This window comes from Streptomyces sp. NPDC029139, assembly GCF_055564335.1.
In genome coordinates, this window is the sequence record NZ_JBVHWN010000018.1 from 14,486 (window position 1) to 32,604 (window position 18,119).

Annotated in this window: 15 protein-coding genes; 3 read left to right on the plus strand and 12 right to left on the minus strand. The window is 73.4% G+C overall.

Features of this window, described 5'->3' with window-relative positions:
• Positions 1 to 10: 10 nt before the first annotated feature.
• From ACZ4VW_RS29415 to ACZ4VW_RS29465, 11 genes are all read right to left on the minus strand, one after another.
• Positions 11 to 1,072 carry a zinc-binding dehydrogenase gene (locus ACZ4VW_RS29415; protein WP_467967620.1) on the minus strand — a complete coding sequence of 354 codons (1,062 nt, stop codon included), beginning with the start codon at positions 1,070 to 1,072 and terminating at the stop codon, positions 11 to 13.
• Positions 1,073 to 1,110: 38 nt separating this feature from the next.
• Positions 1,111 to 2,502 carry an aldehyde dehydrogenase family protein gene (locus ACZ4VW_RS29420; RefSeq protein ID WP_467967622.1) on the minus strand — a complete coding sequence of 464 codons (1,392 nt, stop codon included), beginning with the start codon at positions 2,500 to 2,502 and terminating at the stop codon, positions 1,111 to 1,113.
• Between the two features lie 93 nt (positions 2,503 to 2,595).
• Positions 2,596 to 3,093, minus strand: coding sequence for a DUF3574 domain-containing protein (locus ACZ4VW_RS29425; RefSeq protein WP_467967624.1), 498 nt, complete (start codon positions 3,091 to 3,093; stop codon positions 2,596 to 2,598).
• A 145-nt stretch (positions 3,094 to 3,238) separates the two neighbouring features.
• Positions 3,239 to 4,000: a class F sortase gene (locus ACZ4VW_RS29430; protein ID WP_467967625.1), complete on the minus strand. Its 762-nt coding sequence runs from the start codon at positions 3,998 to 4,000 to the stop codon at positions 3,239 to 3,241.
• A complete protein-coding gene (locus ACZ4VW_RS29435; RefSeq protein WP_467967627.1) occupies positions 3,987 to 4,622 on the minus strand; it encodes a hypothetical protein in 636 nt (211 codons plus the stop codon). The genes ACZ4VW_RS29430 and ACZ4VW_RS29435 overlap by 14 nt, the downstream gene beginning before the upstream one ends.
• Positions 4,623 to 4,778: 156 nt before the next feature.
• Positions 4,779 to 6,188: a CitMHS family transporter gene (locus ACZ4VW_RS29440; protein WP_467967629.1), complete on the minus strand. Its 1,410-nt coding sequence runs from the start codon at positions 6,186 to 6,188 to the stop codon at positions 4,779 to 4,781.
• Between the two features lie 135 nt (positions 6,189 to 6,323).
• Entirely contained in the window at positions 6,324 to 8,519 is a 2,196-nt protein-coding gene (locus tag ACZ4VW_RS29445) for a molybdopterin-dependent oxidoreductase (protein ID WP_467967631.1), read from the minus strand.
• Between the two features lie 76 nt (positions 8,520 to 8,595).
• On the minus strand, positions 8,596 to 9,216 hold the full coding sequence (locus ACZ4VW_RS29450; protein ID WP_467967633.1) for a TetR/AcrR family transcriptional regulator: 621 nt from the start codon (positions 9,214 to 9,216) through the stop codon (positions 8,596 to 8,598).
• Between the two features lie 57 nt (positions 9,217 to 9,273).
• Positions 9,274 to 10,551, minus strand: coding sequence for a hypothetical protein (locus ACZ4VW_RS29455; protein ID WP_467967635.1), 1,278 nt, complete (start codon positions 10,549 to 10,551; stop codon positions 9,274 to 9,276).
• Positions 10,548 to 11,276, minus strand: a complete 729-nt coding sequence (locus ACZ4VW_RS29460; RefSeq protein ID WP_467967637.1) for a cupredoxin domain-containing protein — start codon at positions 11,274 to 11,276, stop codon at positions 10,548 to 10,550. Before ACZ4VW_RS29460 ends, ACZ4VW_RS29455 begins: the two co-directional genes overlap by 4 nt.
• Before the next feature lie 314 nt (positions 11,277 to 11,590).
• Complete coding sequence (locus tag ACZ4VW_RS29465; protein WP_467967639.1) at positions 11,591 to 13,666, minus strand: right-handed parallel beta-helix repeat-containing protein; 2,076 nt, start codon at positions 13,664 to 13,666, stop codon at positions 11,591 to 11,593.
• Positions 13,667 to 13,809: 143 nt separating this feature from the next.
• On the opposite strand from ACZ4VW_RS29465, the gene hmgA reads away from it, so the two are divergent.
• The 3 genes from hmgA to ACZ4VW_RS29480 all read left to right on the plus strand — a co-directional run bounded on the left by hmgA (position 13,810) and on the right by ACZ4VW_RS29480 (position 17,332).
• Positions 13,810 to 15,159 carry a homogentisate 1,2-dioxygenase gene (gene hmgA / locus ACZ4VW_RS29470; protein ID WP_467967641.1) on the plus strand — a complete coding sequence of 450 codons (1,350 nt, stop codon included), beginning with the start codon at positions 13,810 to 13,812 and terminating at the stop codon, positions 15,157 to 15,159.
• A gap of 78 nt (positions 15,160 to 15,237) precedes the next feature.
• Positions 15,238 to 15,987: a GntR family transcriptional regulator gene (locus ACZ4VW_RS29475; RefSeq protein ID WP_467967643.1), complete on the plus strand. Its 750-nt coding sequence runs from the start codon at positions 15,238 to 15,240 to the stop codon at positions 15,985 to 15,987.
• Positions 15,988 to 16,090: 103 nt separating this feature from the next.
• Positions 16,091 to 17,332, plus strand: a complete 1,242-nt coding sequence (locus ACZ4VW_RS29480) for a type ISP restriction/modification enzyme (protein ID WP_467967794.1) — start codon at positions 16,091 to 16,093, stop codon at positions 17,330 to 17,332.
• Here ACZ4VW_RS29480 and ACZ4VW_RS29485 read toward each other — a convergent pair.
• The gene (locus ACZ4VW_RS29485) at positions 17,329 to 18,099 is read right to left on the minus strand and encodes a TetR/AcrR family transcriptional regulator (protein WP_467967645.1); all 771 of its coding nucleotides are present in this window, start codon (positions 18,097 to 18,099) and stop codon (positions 17,329 to 17,331) included. The genes ACZ4VW_RS29480 and ACZ4VW_RS29485 overlap by 4 nt on opposite strands.
• Positions 18,100 to 18,119: the final 20 nt, after the last annotated feature.

An 18,119-nucleotide genomic window follows, 5' to 3' on the forward strand; every position in this document is an offset into this window, starting at 1 on the left:
CTCGACACCCCTAGAAGACCACCAGGGCCCGGCCGCCCTTGCCCGCGAGCATGTTGTCGAAGGCGCCGGGGATGCCGTCCAGGGTGATCCGCTCGGTCACCAGCGCGCTCAGGTCGAGGCGGCCGGCCCGGATGTGCTCGGCGAGGACCGGCAGGTCCTCGGCCGGGTTGGAGTTCCCGTACACGCAGCCGGACAGGGTCCGGCCCCAGTGGAAGATCTCCAACGCGTGAAAGGTGACCTGCTGGTCCTTGCCGCCGATGCCGACGACCGTGGTGCGGCCTCCCCGCCGGGTGGAGTCCCAGGCGGTACGGATGGTGACGGCGCGGCCGACGCACTCGACGGCCACGTCGACGCCGTGACCGCCGGTGAGCTTCCGGATCTCCCTGGCGGTGGTCTCGGAGGCGACGACGTACTCGGTGGCTCCCGCCGCCCGGGCCAGGGCCTCCTTCTCGGGCGACACGTCGACCGCCACGATCGTCGAGGCGCCGGCGATCCGGGCGGCCTGCAGCGTGGCGAGGCCCACGCCCCCGACGCCGAAGACGGCGACGGACTCGCCCTGACGCACCCGCGCCGAGTGGTGGATCGCGCCCCAGCCGGTCAGGACGGCGCAGCCCAGCAGGGCGGCGTCGGTGAGCGGCACCCCCTCCGGAGCGGGCAGCACGCAGCGGGCCGGGACGACGGTCTCCTCCGCGAAGGCGCCGACGTTCAGGCCGGGGTGGAGCTCGGTGCCGTCCTCGGCCACCGCGTGCACGTTCGCCGCGCCCGTGAGGGCGTCGGCGCAGAGCCAGATCTCGCCGATCGAGCAGGGGTGGCAGGTGCCGCAGGACGGCGCCCAGTTGAGGACGACCTCGTCACCGGGGGCGACATGGGTGACGCCCTCGCCGACGGAGAGGACCGTACCGGCGCCCTCGTGGCCGAGGACGGCGGGCAGGGGCAGGCGCATGGTCCCGTTGGAGAGGGACAGGTCGGAGTGACAGACCCCCGCGGCGGCGAGGCGGATGCGGACCTGGCCGGGTCCGGGCTCGGGCAGTTCGATGCCGGCGATCTCCAGGGGGGAGCCGACGGCGGGCATTATCGCGGCGCGGATCACGCTCACAACTCCTCGGGCGCTCAGAACTGCAGGGACTTGGTCTGGAGGTACTCGGCGAGGCCGTGGGACCCGAGTTCGCGCCCCACGCCCGACTGCTTGTAGCCGCCGAACGGGGCCAGCGGGTTGAAGCGGCCGCCGTTGATGTCGACCTGCCCCGTCTCCATCCGGCGGGCGAAGGCCACGGCCGCCTCCGGCTCGCCCCAGACGGCGCCGGCGAGGCCGTAGACCGTCCCGTTGGCGATGGCGAGGGCCTCGTCCTCGTCCTCGTACCGGAGGATCGACACGACCGGGCCGAAGATCTCCTCCTGGGCGATGGTCATGTCCGGGGTGACGTCGGCGAAGACGGTCGGGGAGACGTAGTAGCCGGTCTCCCGCGGGGCCTCGGGGCCGCCTGCGACGATCCGGGCGCCCTCGGCCACGCCCTTCTCGATGTAGCCGCGCACCCGCTGCTGCTGCTTGGCGTTGACGAGGGGGCCGACGCGCTCGCCGGGGACGTACTTCGCGACGGCCTGGGCGGCCAGCGCCACCGCCTCGTCGTACCGGTCGGCGGGAACGAGCATCCGCGTCCAGGCGCTGCACGTCTGGCCGGAGTTGGACATGACGTTGGCGATGCCGACGGCCACGGCCTTGCCGAGGTCGGCGCTCGGCAGGATGACGTTGGCGGACTTGCCGCCGAGCTCCAGGGCGACCCGCTTGACGGCTCCGCCGGCGGTGGCGCCGATCTGCCGGCCGACGGCGGTCGAACCGGTGAAGGAGACGAGGTCGACGTCCTCGTGCTCCGCGAGGGCCTGGCCGGCGACCGGCCCCAGGCCGGTGACCAGGTTGAAGACGCCGGCCGGGATGCCCGCCTCGTGAACGGCCTCGGCGAAGAGCTGGGCGACGAGCGGGGTGTCCTCGGCGGGCTTGAGGACGACGGTGCATCCGGCGGCGAGCGCGGGGGCGACCTTGGCGACGATCTGGTGGAGCGGGTAGTTCCACGGGGTGATGGCACCGACGACGCCGACGGGCTCGGAGTAGACGGTGGAGTTGCCGACCTTCTCCTCGAAGGAGTACGTGGCGGCGAGTTCCGCGTACGACCCGGCGACGGCGATCGGCAGGCCGGCGTGGACGGCGGCGGCGAGCTGGGGCGGAGCCCCGAGCTCGGCGGTGACGGTGGCGGCGATCTCCTCCGCGCGTGCCGCGAGCGCGTCGCGCAGTGCGCCGATCAGGGCCGCGCGTTCGGCGGGCGGGGTGGCGGCCCAGCCGGGGAACGCGGCGCGCGCGGCGCGCACGGCGGCGTCGACGTCCTCGGCGGTGCCGGCCGGGACGTGGCCGATGACCTGCTCGTCCGCCGGGTTGATGACCGCGATCGTGGCGTCGGAGGAGGCGGGGCGCCACTCCCCGCCGATGTACATCGCGTCGTGGCTCTTCATCCGCTGTCTCCTCTGCACCTACCGGCCGGTTCGTGGTCCGCGCACCAAACTAGCGCTGATAGTTTTCCGGCGCCAGAGCCGCCCTCCGCCGGCTCAGAAGTCGGCGAGGGTCGGCTCCTCGAGCCGCGCCACGGACTCCTGCCCGAAGGCCCGCCGGTACGCCTCCCGGATCCGCTCGATCCGCGGGTCGTGCAGCGGCGCCTCGGCCGCCGGGTACAGCAGGATCAGCTCGTACGAACGCTCCCGCTCGATGGTGCCGCCGCGGTCACGCCACTGTCCACGCCCGTTCTGGACGGTCAGGCCGGCCGGAAAGGCGGGGGTGACCTCCGTGTCGACGAAGGCCATGAACTGCTCGTCGGTGACGTCCGGGCCGCCGTCGGGGCGCTCCGTCCCGAAGAACAGCCTCGTCTCGACGTACGGCTTGCCGCGCGTCTGCGCCGTGGTGACGCTCGGCGCGACCGCTTCCTCGCCGAGGGCGGCGTACGCGGCGGGGGCTCCGACCGCGAGCATCAGCCCGGCGGCGGCGACGGCGACACGGGTACGGGTACGGGTACGCGCACGGGTGGGAGCGGCCGGGAGGCGGAGGGGCATGGGCGCGTCCTTGCGGTTCGGTGGCCGGAGGGCCGGTCGGGAGCGGTTCTCGGACCTCGTCGCACCGACGTCGCCCGGAGGACCGCACGCGCGCAGACCGCCGTTCCGGGGCGAGCGCTCCCCGGAACGGCGAACGGCGCCCGGGTCAGATCCTCCGGGCGATGTCGGTGAGGTGGGCGAAGACGACGACGTTCGACTCGTACCCCGTCTTGGGGTCGAAGGAGCCGCCGCAGGTGAGCAGCCTCAGTTCGGGCCGGTTCGTGGAGCCGTACACCTCCTCGTCGGGGAACTCCTCCTTCGTGTAGGTGCGGACCTTGTCGACGGTGAAGACGGCGACCCGGCCGTCCGCCCGCGCGATCCGTACGGTGTTCCCCGGGCTGAGCGAGTTCAGATTGAGGAAGATGGCCGGACCCGTGCGGGTGTCGCGGTGGCCGACGACGATCGCCGCGCCCCGCTCGCCCGGGCTGGGGCCGTCCTTGTACCAGCCGACGATCCGGGGATTGTCGGCCGGCGGGGTACCGAGCCGTCCGGAACGGTCGAGCCCCAGCCCCATGACCGGGGCCTCGATCGTGATCGCCGGGATGGCGAGGTTGGTGGCGCGCGAGCGTCCCAGGGGCGCCGGCGGCGGCTTGGGCCGGACCGGAGCCGCCGGCCGATCCGGAGCCTTGGGCCGGGGCGGCGCCTCGGGCTTCGGGTCGTGGTGCCGCCCCGGCCCGGTCGGGGCGGAACCGGAGTCCGGGGCCGCCCCGTGCGCGGCCGGGGCGGCGGCGATCGGCGGGCCGGACGGTTCCTCGTCCTGGGCCCACCAGACGCCGCCGACGACCAGCGACAGGGTCAGCACCACCGTCCGGGCGAGCCGGAGGAGACGCCGCTGTCGGCGCGTGGTGCGGGACCTACGCGGCGCCATCGGTGCGCCGACGCGACCGACGGACGAGGATCAGGCCCGCCGTGCCGGCGACGCCGACGGCGATGGCGGATCCGACCCCGAAGGTCGAGCTGTCGGACGCGAGCTCGGCGCTACCGCCACCGCCGGCACCGACCGGGCCGTGCGGGGGCCTGTGCGGGGGCTTGGTGTGGCCGTTTCCGCCGTTGCCGTTGTCGTCCTTGCAGTCGACCTTGAAGACCTTGCTCTTCTTGGCGCCCAACTGGCCGGGCCAGGTCCACTCGACCTTGTACTGGCCGTCGGCCAGGCGGATGTCATCGGTGTAGTGCCTCGTCGCCAGGTTGATCTGACCGGTCAGGGACGTGTTGTCCACCGGAGGCTGGGGCGAGATCGTGTACGTGACCTGCTCCACCATGTCGAAGTTGAAGGCGGCGATGTAGAACACGCACACCTTCGGCTCATTGCGCTGGTCGTTGACATCCGTGCGGGGCGGCACCGACTGAGCTGTGCCGCCGTGGTGGATCTTGATGTCGCCGTTGTCACCGGGGGCGGCGAACGCTGCGGGTGCGCCTGCGAGGGCGACGCCGCCGAGGGCGACGGTCGCCACGGCGGTGGACATCAGGGAGCGAACTGCCTGAGCGGTCATGCGGGGGTTCCTCCAGTCATGAAGACGTCGGACGGATCAGCCGATAATCTGACTATCTGTCATGACATGGATACGCAGGGTGGCAGCCGCGCCGCGACACCCTTCGTATTCACTCTCCCGGCAGAGGGGCCCACCGGCCCGGCGCGAAAGCGCCCGCTAGACGACGCCGAAGAGGATCCCGGCCGCGAGGACCACCAGCGACGTGAGAGCCGCCCATTTCACCGTGAACCTGGTGTGGTCGCCGAACTCCACCTTCGCCATGCCGACGAGGACGTACACGGCCGGAACCAGCGGACTCGACATGTGCAGGGCCTGGCCCGCGATCGAGGCGCGGGCGATCTCCAGCGGCGACACGCCGTGCGCCGCGCCCGCCTCCGCGAGGACCGGCAGGACGCCGAAGTAGAAGCCGTCGTTGGACATGAAGTACGTCAGCGGCAGGCTGAGGACACCCGTGACCAGGGCCATGTGCGGGCCCATGCCGTCCGGGATCGCCCCCACGAGCCAGTCGGCCATGTGCTTGACCATGCCCGTACCGGTGAGGACGCCGGTGAACACGGCGGCGGCGAAGACCATGCCGGCGACGTTGAGGACGTTGTCGGCGTGGGCGGCGATACGGGCCTTCTGCTCGGCCATGTTCGGGTAGTTGACGGTGAGCGCGAGCGCGGCGCCGAGGAGGAAGAGCACCGGGATCGGCAGCAGTTCGAGGATCATCGCGGCGAGCAGCGCGACGGTGAGGCCGGCGTTGAACCAGTACAGCCGGGGCCGCAGGGTCGGACGGTTCGGGTCGAGGCCCTGGAAGCCGTCACCCGCGGTCACGCCGGGCGCGTCGCCCGCCCCGCCGCCGGCCGCGCCCGCCGTCGCGGTCCGCTCCGTACCGGCGCCACCGCCTGCGCCACCCGCCGTGACCAGGACGGTCTCCGTCTCCGGCTCCAGGACCTCGTCCAGGGAGAGGTAGCCGACACGCTTGCGCTCGCGGCGGCCGAGGACGTACGCGAGGGCGAAGACGAACAGCAGTCCCATGCCGAGGGCCGGGATCATCGGCACGAAGATGTCGGCCGCGTCCACCTTCAGCGCGGTCGCGGCGCGGGCGGTGGGGCCGCCCCAGGGCAGGGTGTTCATGACGCCGTTGGCGGTGGCGGCGACGCCGGTCATGACGACCAGGCTCATCCCGAGCCGCTTGTAGAGCGGGTACATCGCCGAGACCGTGATCATGAAGGTGGTCGAGCCGTCGCCGTCGAGCGAGACGATCGCGGCGAGCACCGCCGTACCGACCACGACCCGCAGCGGGTCGGCCTTGCAGAAGCGCAGGATGCCCCGGACGATCGGGTCGAAGAGACCGACGTCGATCATCACGCCGAAGTAGACGATGGCGAACATCAGCATCGCCGCGGTGGGCGCGAGCTTGCCGACGCCTTCGATGACGTAGTCGCCCAGCTGGGCCCCTTGGCCGACGAAGACGCAGAAGAGCGCCGGTATCAGCACGAGCGCCGCGATCGGCGACATCTTCTTCGTCATGATCAGGACCAGGAAGGTCGCGATCATGGCGAAGCCGAGGATGGTCAGCATCGAGGACACCTCACGTTCACCCTTGAACTCCCACCGGGGAGGCTCCCGCCAGAACGGCGGTCGCGATGACGTTAGGTGCCCTCTTCAGCCGTTAACAAGGTGTCGACCTGCGAGCAATACGAGCAAAACCCCAGGTCACACGATGGGTGATACCTCCACGGGGAATCCGTTGAGTACGGCGGTGCCGGAGAGCGGGTCGAGCCGGGAGCCGTCGAGGAGCTGGTTGACGTTGACCCCGGGGCGGGCGGCGGCGACCGTGAGACGGGTGCCCGGACGGTCGTGCCCCCAGCCGTGCGGCAGGCTCACCACCCCGTTCCGTACGGCGTCGGTGATCTCCACCTCGACCTCCAGCTCTCCGCCCTCCGCCCTGATACGGGCCGGCTTGCCGTCGGCCAGGCCGAGGCGGTCGGCGTCGTCCGGGTGGACCTGGAGGGTGCACCGGTTGGAGCCGCCGTTGAGGGACGGCGTGTTGTGCAGCCAGCTGTTGTTGGAGCGCAGATGCCGCCGTCCGACCAGGACGAGCCCGTCCGGGGCCGCGTCCAGGGCGGCGCGCAGCCGGGGCAGGTCGGCGGCGAGGGGGGCGGGCAGCAGTTCGACCCGGCCGCTGCGGGTCTTGAGGAGCGCGGGCACGCGGGGCTGCAGCGGGCCGAGGTCGATGCCGTGGGGCGCCCGGAGGAGGTCGTCGAGGGTGAGGTCGTACGGGCCGAGGCGGAGCATCATGTCGAGGCGCCGTTCGGGCCCCGTGGCGCCCGTGAGGGAGGCGGCGACGGCCTTCGGGTCGGCGCCGTGGACGGGCGAGTGCTCCTGGGCGACGGCCTTGGCGAGGGTGGTGTCGATGGCGAGGTCGTCCACGGCCGAGGGCGGGGCGCCGTGCATCCCGGAGACGGCGAGGATCAGCCGGGCGTGGATCTCGCACTCGTCCATGCGTCCCTCTTCCAGAGGGACGGCGGCCGGGGTGAAGCGGGCCTGGTTGCGGACGGCGAATCCGTTGAAGGCGAAATCGAAGTGGGCGCTCTGCGAGGGCGGCGGCGGGGGAAGCACGACGTCGGCGTGCCGGGTGGTCTCGTTGAGGTACGGGTCGACCGCGACCATGAAGTCCAGGGCGTCCAGCGCGGCGTCGAGGCGCCTTCCGTCGGGCGCGGACAGGACGGGGTTGGCGGCGATCGTGATCACGGCCCGGATGCGGCCCTCGCCCTCGGTCTCGATCTCCTCGGCGAGGGCGGCCGTCGGGAGTTCGCCCTTGGCCTCGGGGTGGCCGGAGACGCGGCTGCTCCAGCGGCCGAGCGCGAAGCCCTTGCCCGGTCCGGCCGGGCGGGGCGCGGAGGCGGTGGCGGAGAGCGGGAAGAGCGCGCCGCCGGGGCGGTCGAGGTTGCCGGTGAGGACGTTGAGGACGTCGACGAGCCAGTTGGCGAGGGTGCCGTACGCGACGGTGGAGCTGCCCATGCGGCCGTAGACGGCGGCCGAGGGGGCGGCGGCGAGCTCCCGGGCGACGGTGCGGACGGTGGCGGCGTCCACGTCGCAGGCGGCGGCGACGGCCTCGGGGGTGAAGTCCCGTACCGCTTCCCGTACCTCCTCGACCCCTTCGACGTGCTCGGCGAGCGGGCCGAGGTCGGTGAGGTCCTCCGCGAAGAGGGTGTGGACGAGCGCGGCCAGGAAAAGGGCGTCGGCACCGGGGCGGATGGCCACGTGGCGGTCGGCGAGCCGGGCGGTACGGGTGCGGCGCGGGTCGACCACGGTGAGGGTGCCGCCGCGCTTGCGGAGCGCCTTGAGCTTGCCGGGGAAGTCCGGCGCGGTGCACAGACTGCCGTTGGACTCCAGGGGGTTGGCGCCGAGCATCAGCAGATGGGCGGTGCGGTCCAGGTCCGGCACGGGGATGGCGAAGGGGTCGCCGAAGAGCAGTCCGCTGGAGACGTGCTTGGGCATCTGGTCGAGCGTGGAGGCGGTGAAGAGGTTCCGCGTGCCCAGAGCGCCGATCAGGAGGGGCGGGTAGAGCGCGCCGGCCATGGTGTGGACGTTCGGGTTGCCCAGGACGATGCCCACGGCGCTCGGCCCGTGCGTCTCGACCAGCGGCCGCATCCGGGCGGCGATGGTGTCGAACGCCTGGGCCCAGGTGGCCTCCTGGAGGATGCCGTCCTTGCGGACGAGGGGCCGGGTCAGCCGGTCGGGGTCGGCGTCGACCTCGCCGAAGGAGGCGCCCTTGGGGCAGATGAAGCCCTGGCTGAAGACGTCGTCGCGGTCTCCGCGGGCTGCGGTGACGCGGCTGCCGTCGAGGGTGAGGGTCAGCCCGCAGGTGGCTTCGCAGAGCGGGCAGATGCGCAGGGCGGTGGACATGAGGGGCTCCCAGGGGCGGCGGCGGTGTCGCGCGGGCACTCGCGAGCATACCGACCGGTACGAACGTTGGGGAGGGTCATGCCAGCGAGGGTGCCAGGTAGGCGTAGAGGAGCTCGCGGGTCTCGGCGACGAGCCCGGGGTCGCCGGACGGATCCGTACGGAAGGCGAGCTGGAGCAGCGCGTCGGCGGCCTCCACTCCGACCAGCACCTTCCGGTGCAGTACGTCGTCGGCGGTGCGGCCGAGACGGGTGGCGAGGAGCCCGCAGAGGCGGTCGGCGACGAGGTGGTTGGCGTCCTCGCCGGACGCTTCGTCACTGGGGGGAGCGGGAACACCGAAGTCGACGAGCGCGAAGCCGGGGACGGTGCGCTTCATGGCGATGTACTCGTCCAGGACGGCGTCGATCGCCCCGTACGCGTCGACGCGGCCGGCCGCGGCGAGCCGGGCGGAGATCCGCTCGGCGTAGCGGTCGAGGTTGCGCTGGGCGAGAGCGGCCGCCAGGGCGCGCTTGTTGCCGAAGAAGCGGTAGACGGAGCCGATGGGGACGCCCGCGCGGACGGCGACGGCGCGGGTGCTCAGCTGCTCGTAGCCGGTCTCGTCGAGGAGTTCGGCGCAGGCGTCGAGGATCCGGGCGAGGCGCTCGGCGGAGCGCTGCTGGACGGGGGTGCGGCGGAGGGAAGGCGGGGGCACGAGGTCCATGATGCCGCTCCGGTGGGGGCGAGGGTCCGGCGGTGCGCGAGTCGGGCGACCGGCGGGTCAGGCGATGAGCAGGCCGATGCCGCCCAGGGTGTACGCGATCATCAGCGCGAACAGCGGGAGCTGGCCGGCCACGGCGCGGGCGGGCGGGAAGAGGCGCACGGAGCGGTCGTGGGCGGCGACGACGCCGAGGACGTGACCGGTGACGATGGCGGCGACCTGGAGGGTCGCGAGGCCGCCGGGGGAGAGCGGCGGGGCGGGCGCGGAGGCGTTGTCGGTGCCCGCTGCCATCATGACGGTACGTGGTCCTTCGGTGACGAAGAGTGTGAAGTAGTGGGCGACGAGGTAGCCGAGGGCGATCGGTAGGAGGGAGTGGGCGAAGGCCGTGAGGGGGCGGGTGAGCGTGCGGGACATCAGGCGCAGGGCGCCGGCGCACAGGGCGTAGAGGGCGGCCACGAGGGTGAGGGCGGCGAGCAGGCCGAGGGTGGCGGTGGCGGTCGGGCCGAGCGGGGAGGTCTGGAGGGTGGTGATCCAGCGCGGGTTGTCGGAGACGCCGTCGTAGGCGGTGGAGCCGAGGAGGACGCACACGCAGGCGACGAGGCCGGGCGTCTGCGGGGTGGAGTCGAGGCCGTCGAAGGGAGAGCGCAGCACGAGCCGGCCGTCCTCGCGCCGGCCGAGCGGGGAGAGCCGGGCGAGGAGAGCGGAGTAGACCTCGAAGGGGTCGGCGCGGGCGAACCACTCGGGGCCGTGCCGGGCGGCGCCGAGCAGGCCGGTGACCGTGGAGACGGCGAGGAAGGTCAGGAGTGTGGTGGTGGACGCCGGGTCGGGGGCGGCGAGTTCGAGCCAGGCGAAGAGGAGGAGCCCCGCGGCGGCGGGGCGGATGCCGAGGCCGGCGGGGAGGGGGCGGGGCCGGCGGGGCGCGGGCAGCAGGGCGTGGAGGGCGCGCAGGGGGTTGAGGAGTCGCCAGACGGGACCGAGGAGGAGGGAGGCGGGGACGAGCCCGACCCAGAGCAGGACGTAGACGGCGCCGGGAGCGGGGTTGCGGTCGGGGTCGTCGGGTCCGAGGAGGAGGTGGAGCAGGACGGTGAGGGCGGCGGCGGCGCCGGTGAGGCGGAGAGCGAGGCGGGTGGCCGGGGCGTCGGCGAGGCGTTGGAGGGCGGCGGGCAGGGGGCGGCCCGCCCGGTCGCCGCGGAAGCGGGAGGAGGACCAGAGCAGGCCGAGGGCGAGGAAGGAGACGAAGAGCGCGGCGAACGCTCCGGCGTAGGCGTAGAAGGGCGACAGGGGAAGGTCGTGCCGGGCACCGACGCCATGGGCGAGGAAGTGGGCGGGGGCGGTCACCGGACGACGAGTTGGGTCAGCAGGAGCCCGGACCCATGGGTCTCCACCTCGAAGAGGCCGGTGCGGTCGACGGTCAGGGTGAGGGTGGCGGGTTCTCCCGGGGCGAGCGGGAGTTCGCGGTCGTAGCCGTGGACGTGGAGGGTGTCGGCGCGGTCGCTGGTGACGCGCAGTGTGAGGCGCTCGCCCTTCTCGAGCTCGACGCGGGAGGGAGGTGGTTGTACGGAGGTTCCGGTGACGGCGATCTCGACGGTCCGGCCGGCGGTGGTCGGTGTCGGGGCGGGGGCGGGCGTGGATCCGAGGCGGAGGCCGGCCTCGACCGGCTTGCCCGTCACGGCCCAGACGGTGTGGTCGTCGGCGTGGAGGCGGACGGTCACGGTGCGGGCGCCGGGCGGGATGTGGTGCCAGGGGCCGTAGGCCCGGCCGGCCTCCTTGCCGTCGACGAGGATCCGGGCGTAGCCCCGGCCGGGGATGGCGGCGCCCCCGACGCTCTCGGGGGTGAAGCGGAACCGCTCCACGCTCAGGTGGATGTTCCAGCCGCCCGCGGCGTCGGGCCGGGAGGCGATCCGTACGGCGGGGGCGCCCGCGGCGGGCACCTCCCGCAGCCGGTGCCCGCGCTCGTCCTTCGCCGCGAGCAGCGTGCCGCTGCCGCCGGTCGCCTCCTGGTGGCTGGTGCCGGGCTTGTGGTGCGTCGTGGCCCGCCCGCCGCACCCGGCGGCGAGCAGCACGGCGGCGAGAACGGATCCGACGAGGACGGCGCCCCTCCCCCGAGCCCGGCGCCCTGCGCCCCGACCCCGCCCCCCGCGGGCGGCACCCGTACGGGTGCCCGCAGGGCCCGTGGGCGTACCCGCGCGGGCGGCGCCGGGGACCCCGGGCGCGTCGCCGCGCGCGGTCGCCGGGGCGCTGTGCCCGGTCCCACGGTCGACGCCCCCGGCCGCACGGGTCGCACGGTCGACGCCCCCGGTCGCCCCGGTCGCCCGGGGCGCGGCCCCGGTCACCGCCCCGGCCGCGGCCCGGGTCGACAAAGCCTCGGGTCGGCGGGTCACGGGGTCGCTCCGGCGTTCGGCGCCGTGGCCGGTGCCTCGGGAGCCGGCTCCGGGGTGCCCGACTCTCCCGGCGGGCGGCGGCCCGCGGCCGCCACCGCCCACAGCACCCACACGACCGCGAGCAGCCCGCGAAGCCATGCCGGGCCGAGGGGGATCCAGGGGATCATCAGGACCGCCTTGTCGAAGGCGTCGAGGAGGGTGAGGGCGCCGAGGGCGAGGGTGGTCCAGGCGAAGGCGGGGCGCGTCGGGCGCAGGGCCACGCCGAGCGCCGTCCACCCGGCGCCGATCAGAAGCAGCGCCAGCGCGGGCACGGGGCCCGCGGACAGACCCAGGGTCGACCCCGCCACGTCCAGCGCCAGGCCGGCGAGCCCCGCGAGGGTCGCCACCCCCGCGAGCCGGACACCGCGGAGCCCGCGCCACCACAGGACGCCGCCGACAAGGGCGAGGACCACCGCGCACGCCAGGGCGAGCTGGGTCTCGACTCGCTGGATCCCCCGCGCCCCGTACCAGTCGCAGCCGGCCGGCAGCCGCCGCTCCTGGACGCTGTAGTCGGCGCAGACCAGCAGATGGGCCAGCTTGGCCGGTTCGCCGACGAGCCGGTCGGTGTCGCCCGAGACCTCCCCCCGCCGCTCCCCGCACGCGGGCAGGGAGCCCGGGCTGGAGGCCCCCGCGTCGGCCTGCCAGCAGTTGCCGCCGCCCTGGCCGTCCCACCAGACGTCCGTGCGGTTGGGGCGGGCCGCGCCCGCCTTGTCGACGCCCAGGTGGTTGCCGGCGTAGCGGTTGTGGTGCGAGGTGTCGGTCTGCTTGCCCCAGGCCGACTCGCCGCGGATGAAGGCGGGGACGGCGCTCAGGAAGAACGCGGCGCGCTGGTGGCCGTACACCCAGTTGTCCTCGTACAGGTTCCAGTTGCCGCCCGCCGTGATGATGCCGGTGCCGGGCGGCATGGAGATCTGGGGGCAGACGACACCCTGCTCGTAGCCGCGCTCCACGGGCGGCTTGGCGCAGGTCCCGTCCGCGACGTACCGGTAGTAGTTCTGGTTGTTGTCGTGGATGAGGTTCCGCTCGAAGCGGGCGTGGTTCTGCGGCAGGCCGGGGTGGCCGGGGAAGGCGGAGTCCATCGACGCGCCGCCCATGTTGTGGTCGAACTCGTTGTCGTGGACGTGGACGGAGTCCCCCGCCGTGCCGGAGTAGCCGACCATGTTGTGGTGGCTTCGGCAGCCGGTGATCTCGATGGAGTAGCGCGGGACGTCGTAGCCGCGGCCGTCGTTGATGTCGGAGGCCGAGCCGGGGTAGATGCCGGAGTCCCCGTTGCCGTACGACTCGCAGTTCTTGTAGAGGCCGTGGTCGGAGGCGAAGGTGAGGAAGCCGTACTCGTCGTTCCACCGGGTCAGCACGTTGTCGATGACGAAGCCGTCGCCGGCGAGCACGTACAGCGAGTTGAAGGTGGTGCGCTGGGCGGTGAAGTTGCGGAAGTAGATCCCGTCGGACTCGTCGGCCCGTATCGCGTTGAGCTTGGTGTACCCGGCGTCGAGGACGACGTCGAGGCGCGAGGCGCCGGTGCCCTCGATCTGGAGGTCCTTCTTGCCGAGGATGGCGACCAGGTTCTGGTTGTGCGGGCACTGCTTCTGCTGTGCGTACGACAGGATCTGGTAACCGAGCCCGGACTTCGGCGCCTTCAGCGCGGCGCAGGCTCCGGTCGGCGCGGGCCGCGACGGCTCCTCCTCGTACAGGCCGGGCAGGACGGCGATGGTCATGCCGGGTCGGTCGACGGCGTCGACGGCCTGTTGCAGATGGCGGTGGCCGGCGCGCGCGCACCGCTCGAAGAGTGCCAGGTTCCGGGCCTTCACCTCGGCCGGGAAGCCCGAGATCCGGCGGGTGAACTCGGTCCGGTCCGTCTTGCAGACCAACAGGTCGGGTTCCCCGGTGCGCAGCACCGGCACGCTGCCGGAGCCGTCGGGGAAGGTGACGGGCCGCTCCTCGTGGGCCTGGGCCCCCGGGGCGGTGAGAAGGGCGGCGGCGAGCGCCGCGAGCACGACCGAGAGCGCGACAAGGAGCCTGCGGGTCCACGACATGGGCGTGAGAGTAGAGCAATGTTCATCTTTTGGAACCCCCTCGGCACGCAACACGTCGAACCGAGACCCCGTTGACGTGAGCGGTCGCGGAATCCTACGGTCATCCATAGGATTCCTTTGCGGGCTCAGGACAGGAGCGGGCGATGACCACCGAACAGGCGAGCGGCCGGGCTGCCGACCACACGACGGCGCAGGCGAGAAAGACCGCCGAGGCGCTGGCCTACAGCACCGGTTTCGGCAACGAGCACAGCTCGGAGGCCGTGCCCGGCGCGCTGCCGCACGGCCGCAACTCGCCGCAGCGCGCGCCCCTCGGCCTCTACGCCGAGCAGCTCAGCGGCAGCGCCTTCACCGAGCCGCGGGCGCACAACCGCCGGTCCTGGCTCTACCGGATCCGGCCCTCGGCCGCGCATCCGCCGTTCACCCGGATCGACAACGGCGCCGTCCGGTCCGCGCCCTTCACCGAGACCGTCCCCGACCCCAACCGGCTGCGCTGGAACCCGCTGCCCGACCCGGCGCCGGGTACGGACTGGCTGGCCGGACTGTGGACGCTCGGTGGCAACGGTGACACCACCCAGCGCACCGGCATGGCCGTGCACCTCTACCACGCGAACACGTCCATGGACCGGGTCTTCAGCGACGCCGACGGCGAGCTGCTGATCGTCCCCGAGCGTGGCGGACTGTTGCTCCGTACCGAGCTGGGCCTGCTCGCCGCCCGCCCCGGCGAGGTCGTCCTGATCCCGCGCGGCGTCCGCTTCCGCGTCGAGCTTCTGGACGAGAGCGCCCGCGGTTACGTCTGCGAGAACTACGGGGCCCCCTTCCAGCTCCCCGACCTCGGCCCGATCGGCGCCAACGGTCTCGCCAACGCCCGTGACTTCCGCGCGCCGGTCGCGGCCTACGAGGACGTCGAGGGCCCGGTCGAGGTCGTCAACAAGTACTGCGGAAACCTCTGGTCGGCGACGTACGGCCACTCCCCGCTCGATGTCGTCGCCTGGCACGGCAACCACACCCCGTACGTCTACGACCTGCACCGCTTCAACGTCATCGGGACGATCTCGTACGACCACCCGGACCCGTCGATCTTCACGGTCCTCACCTCGCCGTCCGACACCCCGGGCCTCGCGGGCGTCGATTTCGTGGTCTTCGCGCCGCGCTGGCTGGTCGGCGAGGACACCTTCCGGCCGCCGTACTTCCACCGCAACGTGATGAGCGAGTACATGGGCCTGATCGAGGGCGCCTACGACGCCAAGGCCGAGGGCTTCGTGCCCGGCGGCGGCTCGCTGCACAACATGATGTCCGCGCACGGACCCGACCGGGAGACCTTCGACCGGGCCAGCGCCGCCGAGCTGAAGCCGCAGAAGATCGACGACGGCCTGGCCTTCATGTTCGAGACCCGCTGGCCCGTCACCGCCACCGGCCAGGCCGCCGGCGCGGACCATCTGCAGAAGGGCTACGACGACGTATGGCAGGGTCTGGAGCGCCACTTCCGGCCGTAGAGTCTCGAAGCCGTCGAGTCTCGGGGCCGCCCGGGACTCGTAGTCGTCGAGTCTCGTAGTCGTCGTACGGAGAACGCCGTGACCGCCTTCGCCCCCGACTCGCTGGTCCTGAACCGCAAGCTGCCGCTCTGGTATCAGGTCTCGCAGTCGCTGCGCGCCTCCATACTGGGCCGCACGCCCGACGCCTCGCTGCGGCTGCCCACCGAGGAGCAGCTCGCCGCGCACTACGGCGTGAGCGTGCTGACCATGCGCCAGGCCCTCAAGGAGCTGGAGGAGGAGGGCCTGATCAGCAGACACCGGCGGCGCGGCACGTTCATCGAGCCGGGCGCCCGGCGCTCCACCCCCCGTCGGCTGCTCGGCTCGATCGACGCGATCGTGGCCCAGCAGTCCGGCGAGCGGACCACCGTCCTCGGCCACGGCACCGAGCCGGTGCCGGGCGAGCTGGCCGAGTACTTCCCCGATGTGTCGGAGGTGGTCGCCTACCGGCGGCTGCGGCGCGACGGGGAGAGCGGCGAGCCGACCAACTGGGCGCAGAACGCGGTGCGCCCGGAGATCGCGGCCGGCCTCGATCCGGCCGATCTGGAGCGCTGGCCGATGACGAAGGTGCTGCGGGACGTGATGGGGGTCCGCATCAGCCGGATCACGGACACCGTCGAGGCCCGTCTCGCCGACCCGGAGACGGCGGCGCTCCTCGAGGTGCCGCTGCTCTCGCCGATCCTCCACTACACCGGCGTGACCTACGACGGGGACGGCCGGGTGGTGGACGTGGCCCGGATCCGCTACCGCGGGGACCGGTTCTCCTTCACCGTGACGGTGGAGGCGCAGTAGCCGGTGGAGGCACACCGCTCGCGGGCGGGTGCCGCACCGTGGAGCGGCGCCGACCTGCGGAGGCTCACCGCACGGTGGAGGCGGACGGAGCCCGCTCGCTAGCATCCGGGGCGTGACCGACGACGTACCCCTGGACGACGCGCCCCTCCTGGACGAGCTGATGCCGTGGTCCGTCGCGCCCCTGCGGCTCGGCCGGTCCTGGATCGTCGCGCCCGACGTCCGCACGCTGCGCGCCCGCTGGAGCCGGCTGGTCGCGGCGGAGGGGGCCGAGCGCGAGGAGCTGTTCCGGCCCAGCCGGGCGCGTACGCCGTCCAGTTCGGTGGCCGCGTTGCCCGGGCAGCGGACCGGGACGGTCCGGTTCGCCCGTGAGTCCGGGCCGTGCCCGGAGCCGGTGCGGCTGGCCCACGGCCCGTTCGACGAGCAGTGGCTGCTCCCCGACCACCGGCTCATCGACACCGCCCGGCCCGAGCTGTGGCGCGTCGCCGACGAGCGGCAGCTCTTCGCCGTGGAGCAGGGGTACGTACCGGGCGCGGCCGGTCCCGCGCTCCTGGTGACCGCCGCGCTGCCCGCCGGCCGCTCCCCCGCGGGCCGCCCGGGGCGGATCCGTCCGCTGTTCCGCCGCCCCGGGGGCGCGGAGCCGAACATCGCGCCCGGGCTGCTGCCGGTGCTGAGTGAGCGGTACGGACGGCAGGTCACCGCCCTCGACGTCCTCGCCTGGGCCGTGGCGGCCGCCCGGCCCTCGCCCGCCGGATGCCGCGTCCCGCTCACCGCGGACCCGGCCGTCTGGGTCACGGGCGTGGAGCTCGGCCGGCGGCTCCTCGACATTCAGCTGCGGGGCGCCCGGGGCGGCGAGCGGCCCCGCCTGCCCGGCGGCCGGCGCCCCTATGTCCGGGCGCCGCTCCCGGCCCGCCCGACGACGCTCTCGTACGAGCCCGCGGAGGAGACGCTGTGCCTCTCGGCGGGCGAGGGCGCCCCGGGTGAAGCACCCGGCAGGATCTCTCCCGTGCCCGTCGAGGCGTGGGACTTCCACGTCGGGGGCGTACGGATGCTGGAGCAGTGGTTCGCGCACAGGACCGCGCCCGCGGCGCCGGGCGGTCTCGAAGCGATCGGACCGGCGGGCTGGCCGCAGGAGTGGACCTCGGAACTCCTGGAGCTGATCACGGTGCTCGCGCTGCTCGCCGAGCGGGGCCGGGAGTGCGAGGCCCTGCCGGCGAGCGGCCCGCTGCTGGACCGCGCCGCGCTGCGGGAGGCGGGAGTGCTGCCGGTCCCGGACGCGGCCCGCCGCCCGGCCTCCGTCCTGGATCATCAGGAGGAGGGCCCCGAGGGGCAGTTCGCGCTGCTCTAGGGGGTGTCCTGCCGATCAGGCCGAGCCTGGCCAGATCGGCAGGACACCCCCTGGCGCGGGGCGAAGGAGTCGAGCACGCGCCCCAGCGTCCGCTCGAAGATCTCCTCGGGATCGAGGCGCTCGACACCGGCCGCACCGAGCACCGCGGCGAGGCGCGGATAGGCGCCGCCCGCGAGCCGCTCCGTCAGATAGGCCGCGCGTGCGGCCTGTTCCTGCTCCTCGGACCAGGGCAGGCCGCGGGCGCGCTCGGCGATGGCGAGTTCGTTGGCGACGAGCGTCATCACGGTGCCGTTGACCGTCGCGATCAGTTCCATCTTGGTGCCGCCGGGCAGGTCGAGACCGTCCAGGCAGGCCAGACACCCTTCGAGGAAGCGCAGAGCGTGGGGGCCGAAGGCGTACCCGGTCGTCATCAGCCTGATCACCCAGGGGTGGCGGCGCAGGATCCCCCGGGCCTGGCGGGCCACGTCGATCATGTCCGCCCGCCAGTCTCCGCTCGGAGGATCGGGGAGGTCGTACTCACCGCTGACGGCGTCGACCATCAGCTCGTACAGATCCTCCTTGCGGGGGACGTAGTTGTAGAGCGACATCGTGCCGCAGCCGATGTCGGCCGCGATCCGGCGCATCGAGAGCGCGTCGATCCCGTCGGCGTCGGCCAGGCGCACCGCGACAGCCACGATGTCGGCCCTGCTGTACGCCGGTTTCGGGCCGCGGCCCGTGCGCTCGGGGCGCGCCCAGATCACTTCCGGTTCGGCCGCTCGGCCTGCCATGGATCATCACCTCCCCCTCA

Bases quoted from the DNA above. Each gene is read 5' to 3' on its own strand.
- ACZ4VW_RS29415 (WP_467967620.1), bottom strand. From the start codon at position 1,072: ATGCCCGCCGTCGGCTCCCCCCTGGAGATCGCCGGCATCGAACTGCCC.
- ACZ4VW_RS29420 (WP_467967622.1), bottom strand. From the start codon at position 2,502: ATGAAGAGCCACGACGCGATGTACATCGGCGGGGAGTGGCGCCCCGCC.
- ACZ4VW_RS29425 (WP_467967624.1), bottom strand. From the start codon at position 3,093: ATGCCCCTCCGCCTCCCGGCCGCTCCCACCCGTGCGCGTACCCGTACC.
- ACZ4VW_RS29430 (WP_467967625.1), bottom strand. From the start codon at position 4,000: ATGGCGCCGCGTAGGTCCCGCACCACGCGCCGACAGCGGCGTCTCCTC.
- ACZ4VW_RS29435 (WP_467967627.1), bottom strand. From the start codon at position 4,622: ATGACCGCTCAGGCAGTTCGCTCCCTGATGTCCACCGCCGTGGCGACC.
- ACZ4VW_RS29440 (WP_467967629.1), bottom strand. From the start codon at position 6,188: ATGCTGACCATCCTCGGCTTCGCCATGATCGCGACCTTCCTGGTCCTG.
- ACZ4VW_RS29445 (WP_467967631.1), bottom strand. From the start codon at position 8,519: ATGTCCACCGCCCTGCGCATCTGCCCGCTCTGCGAAGCCACCTGCGGG.
- ACZ4VW_RS29450 (WP_467967633.1), bottom strand. From the start codon at position 9,216: ATGGACCTCGTGCCCCCGCCTTCCCTCCGCCGCACCCCCGTCCAGCAG.
- ACZ4VW_RS29465 (WP_467967639.1), bottom strand. From the start codon at position 13,666: ATGTCGTGGACCCGCAGGCTCCTTGTCGCGCTCTCGGTCGTGCTCGCG.
- hmgA (WP_467967641.1), top strand. From the start codon at position 13,810: ATGACCACCGAACAGGCGAGCGGCCGGGCTGCCGACCACACGACGGCG.
- ACZ4VW_RS29485 (WP_467967645.1), bottom strand. From the start codon at position 18,099: ATGGCAGGCCGAGCGGCCGAACCGGAAGTGATCTGGGCGCGCCCCGAG.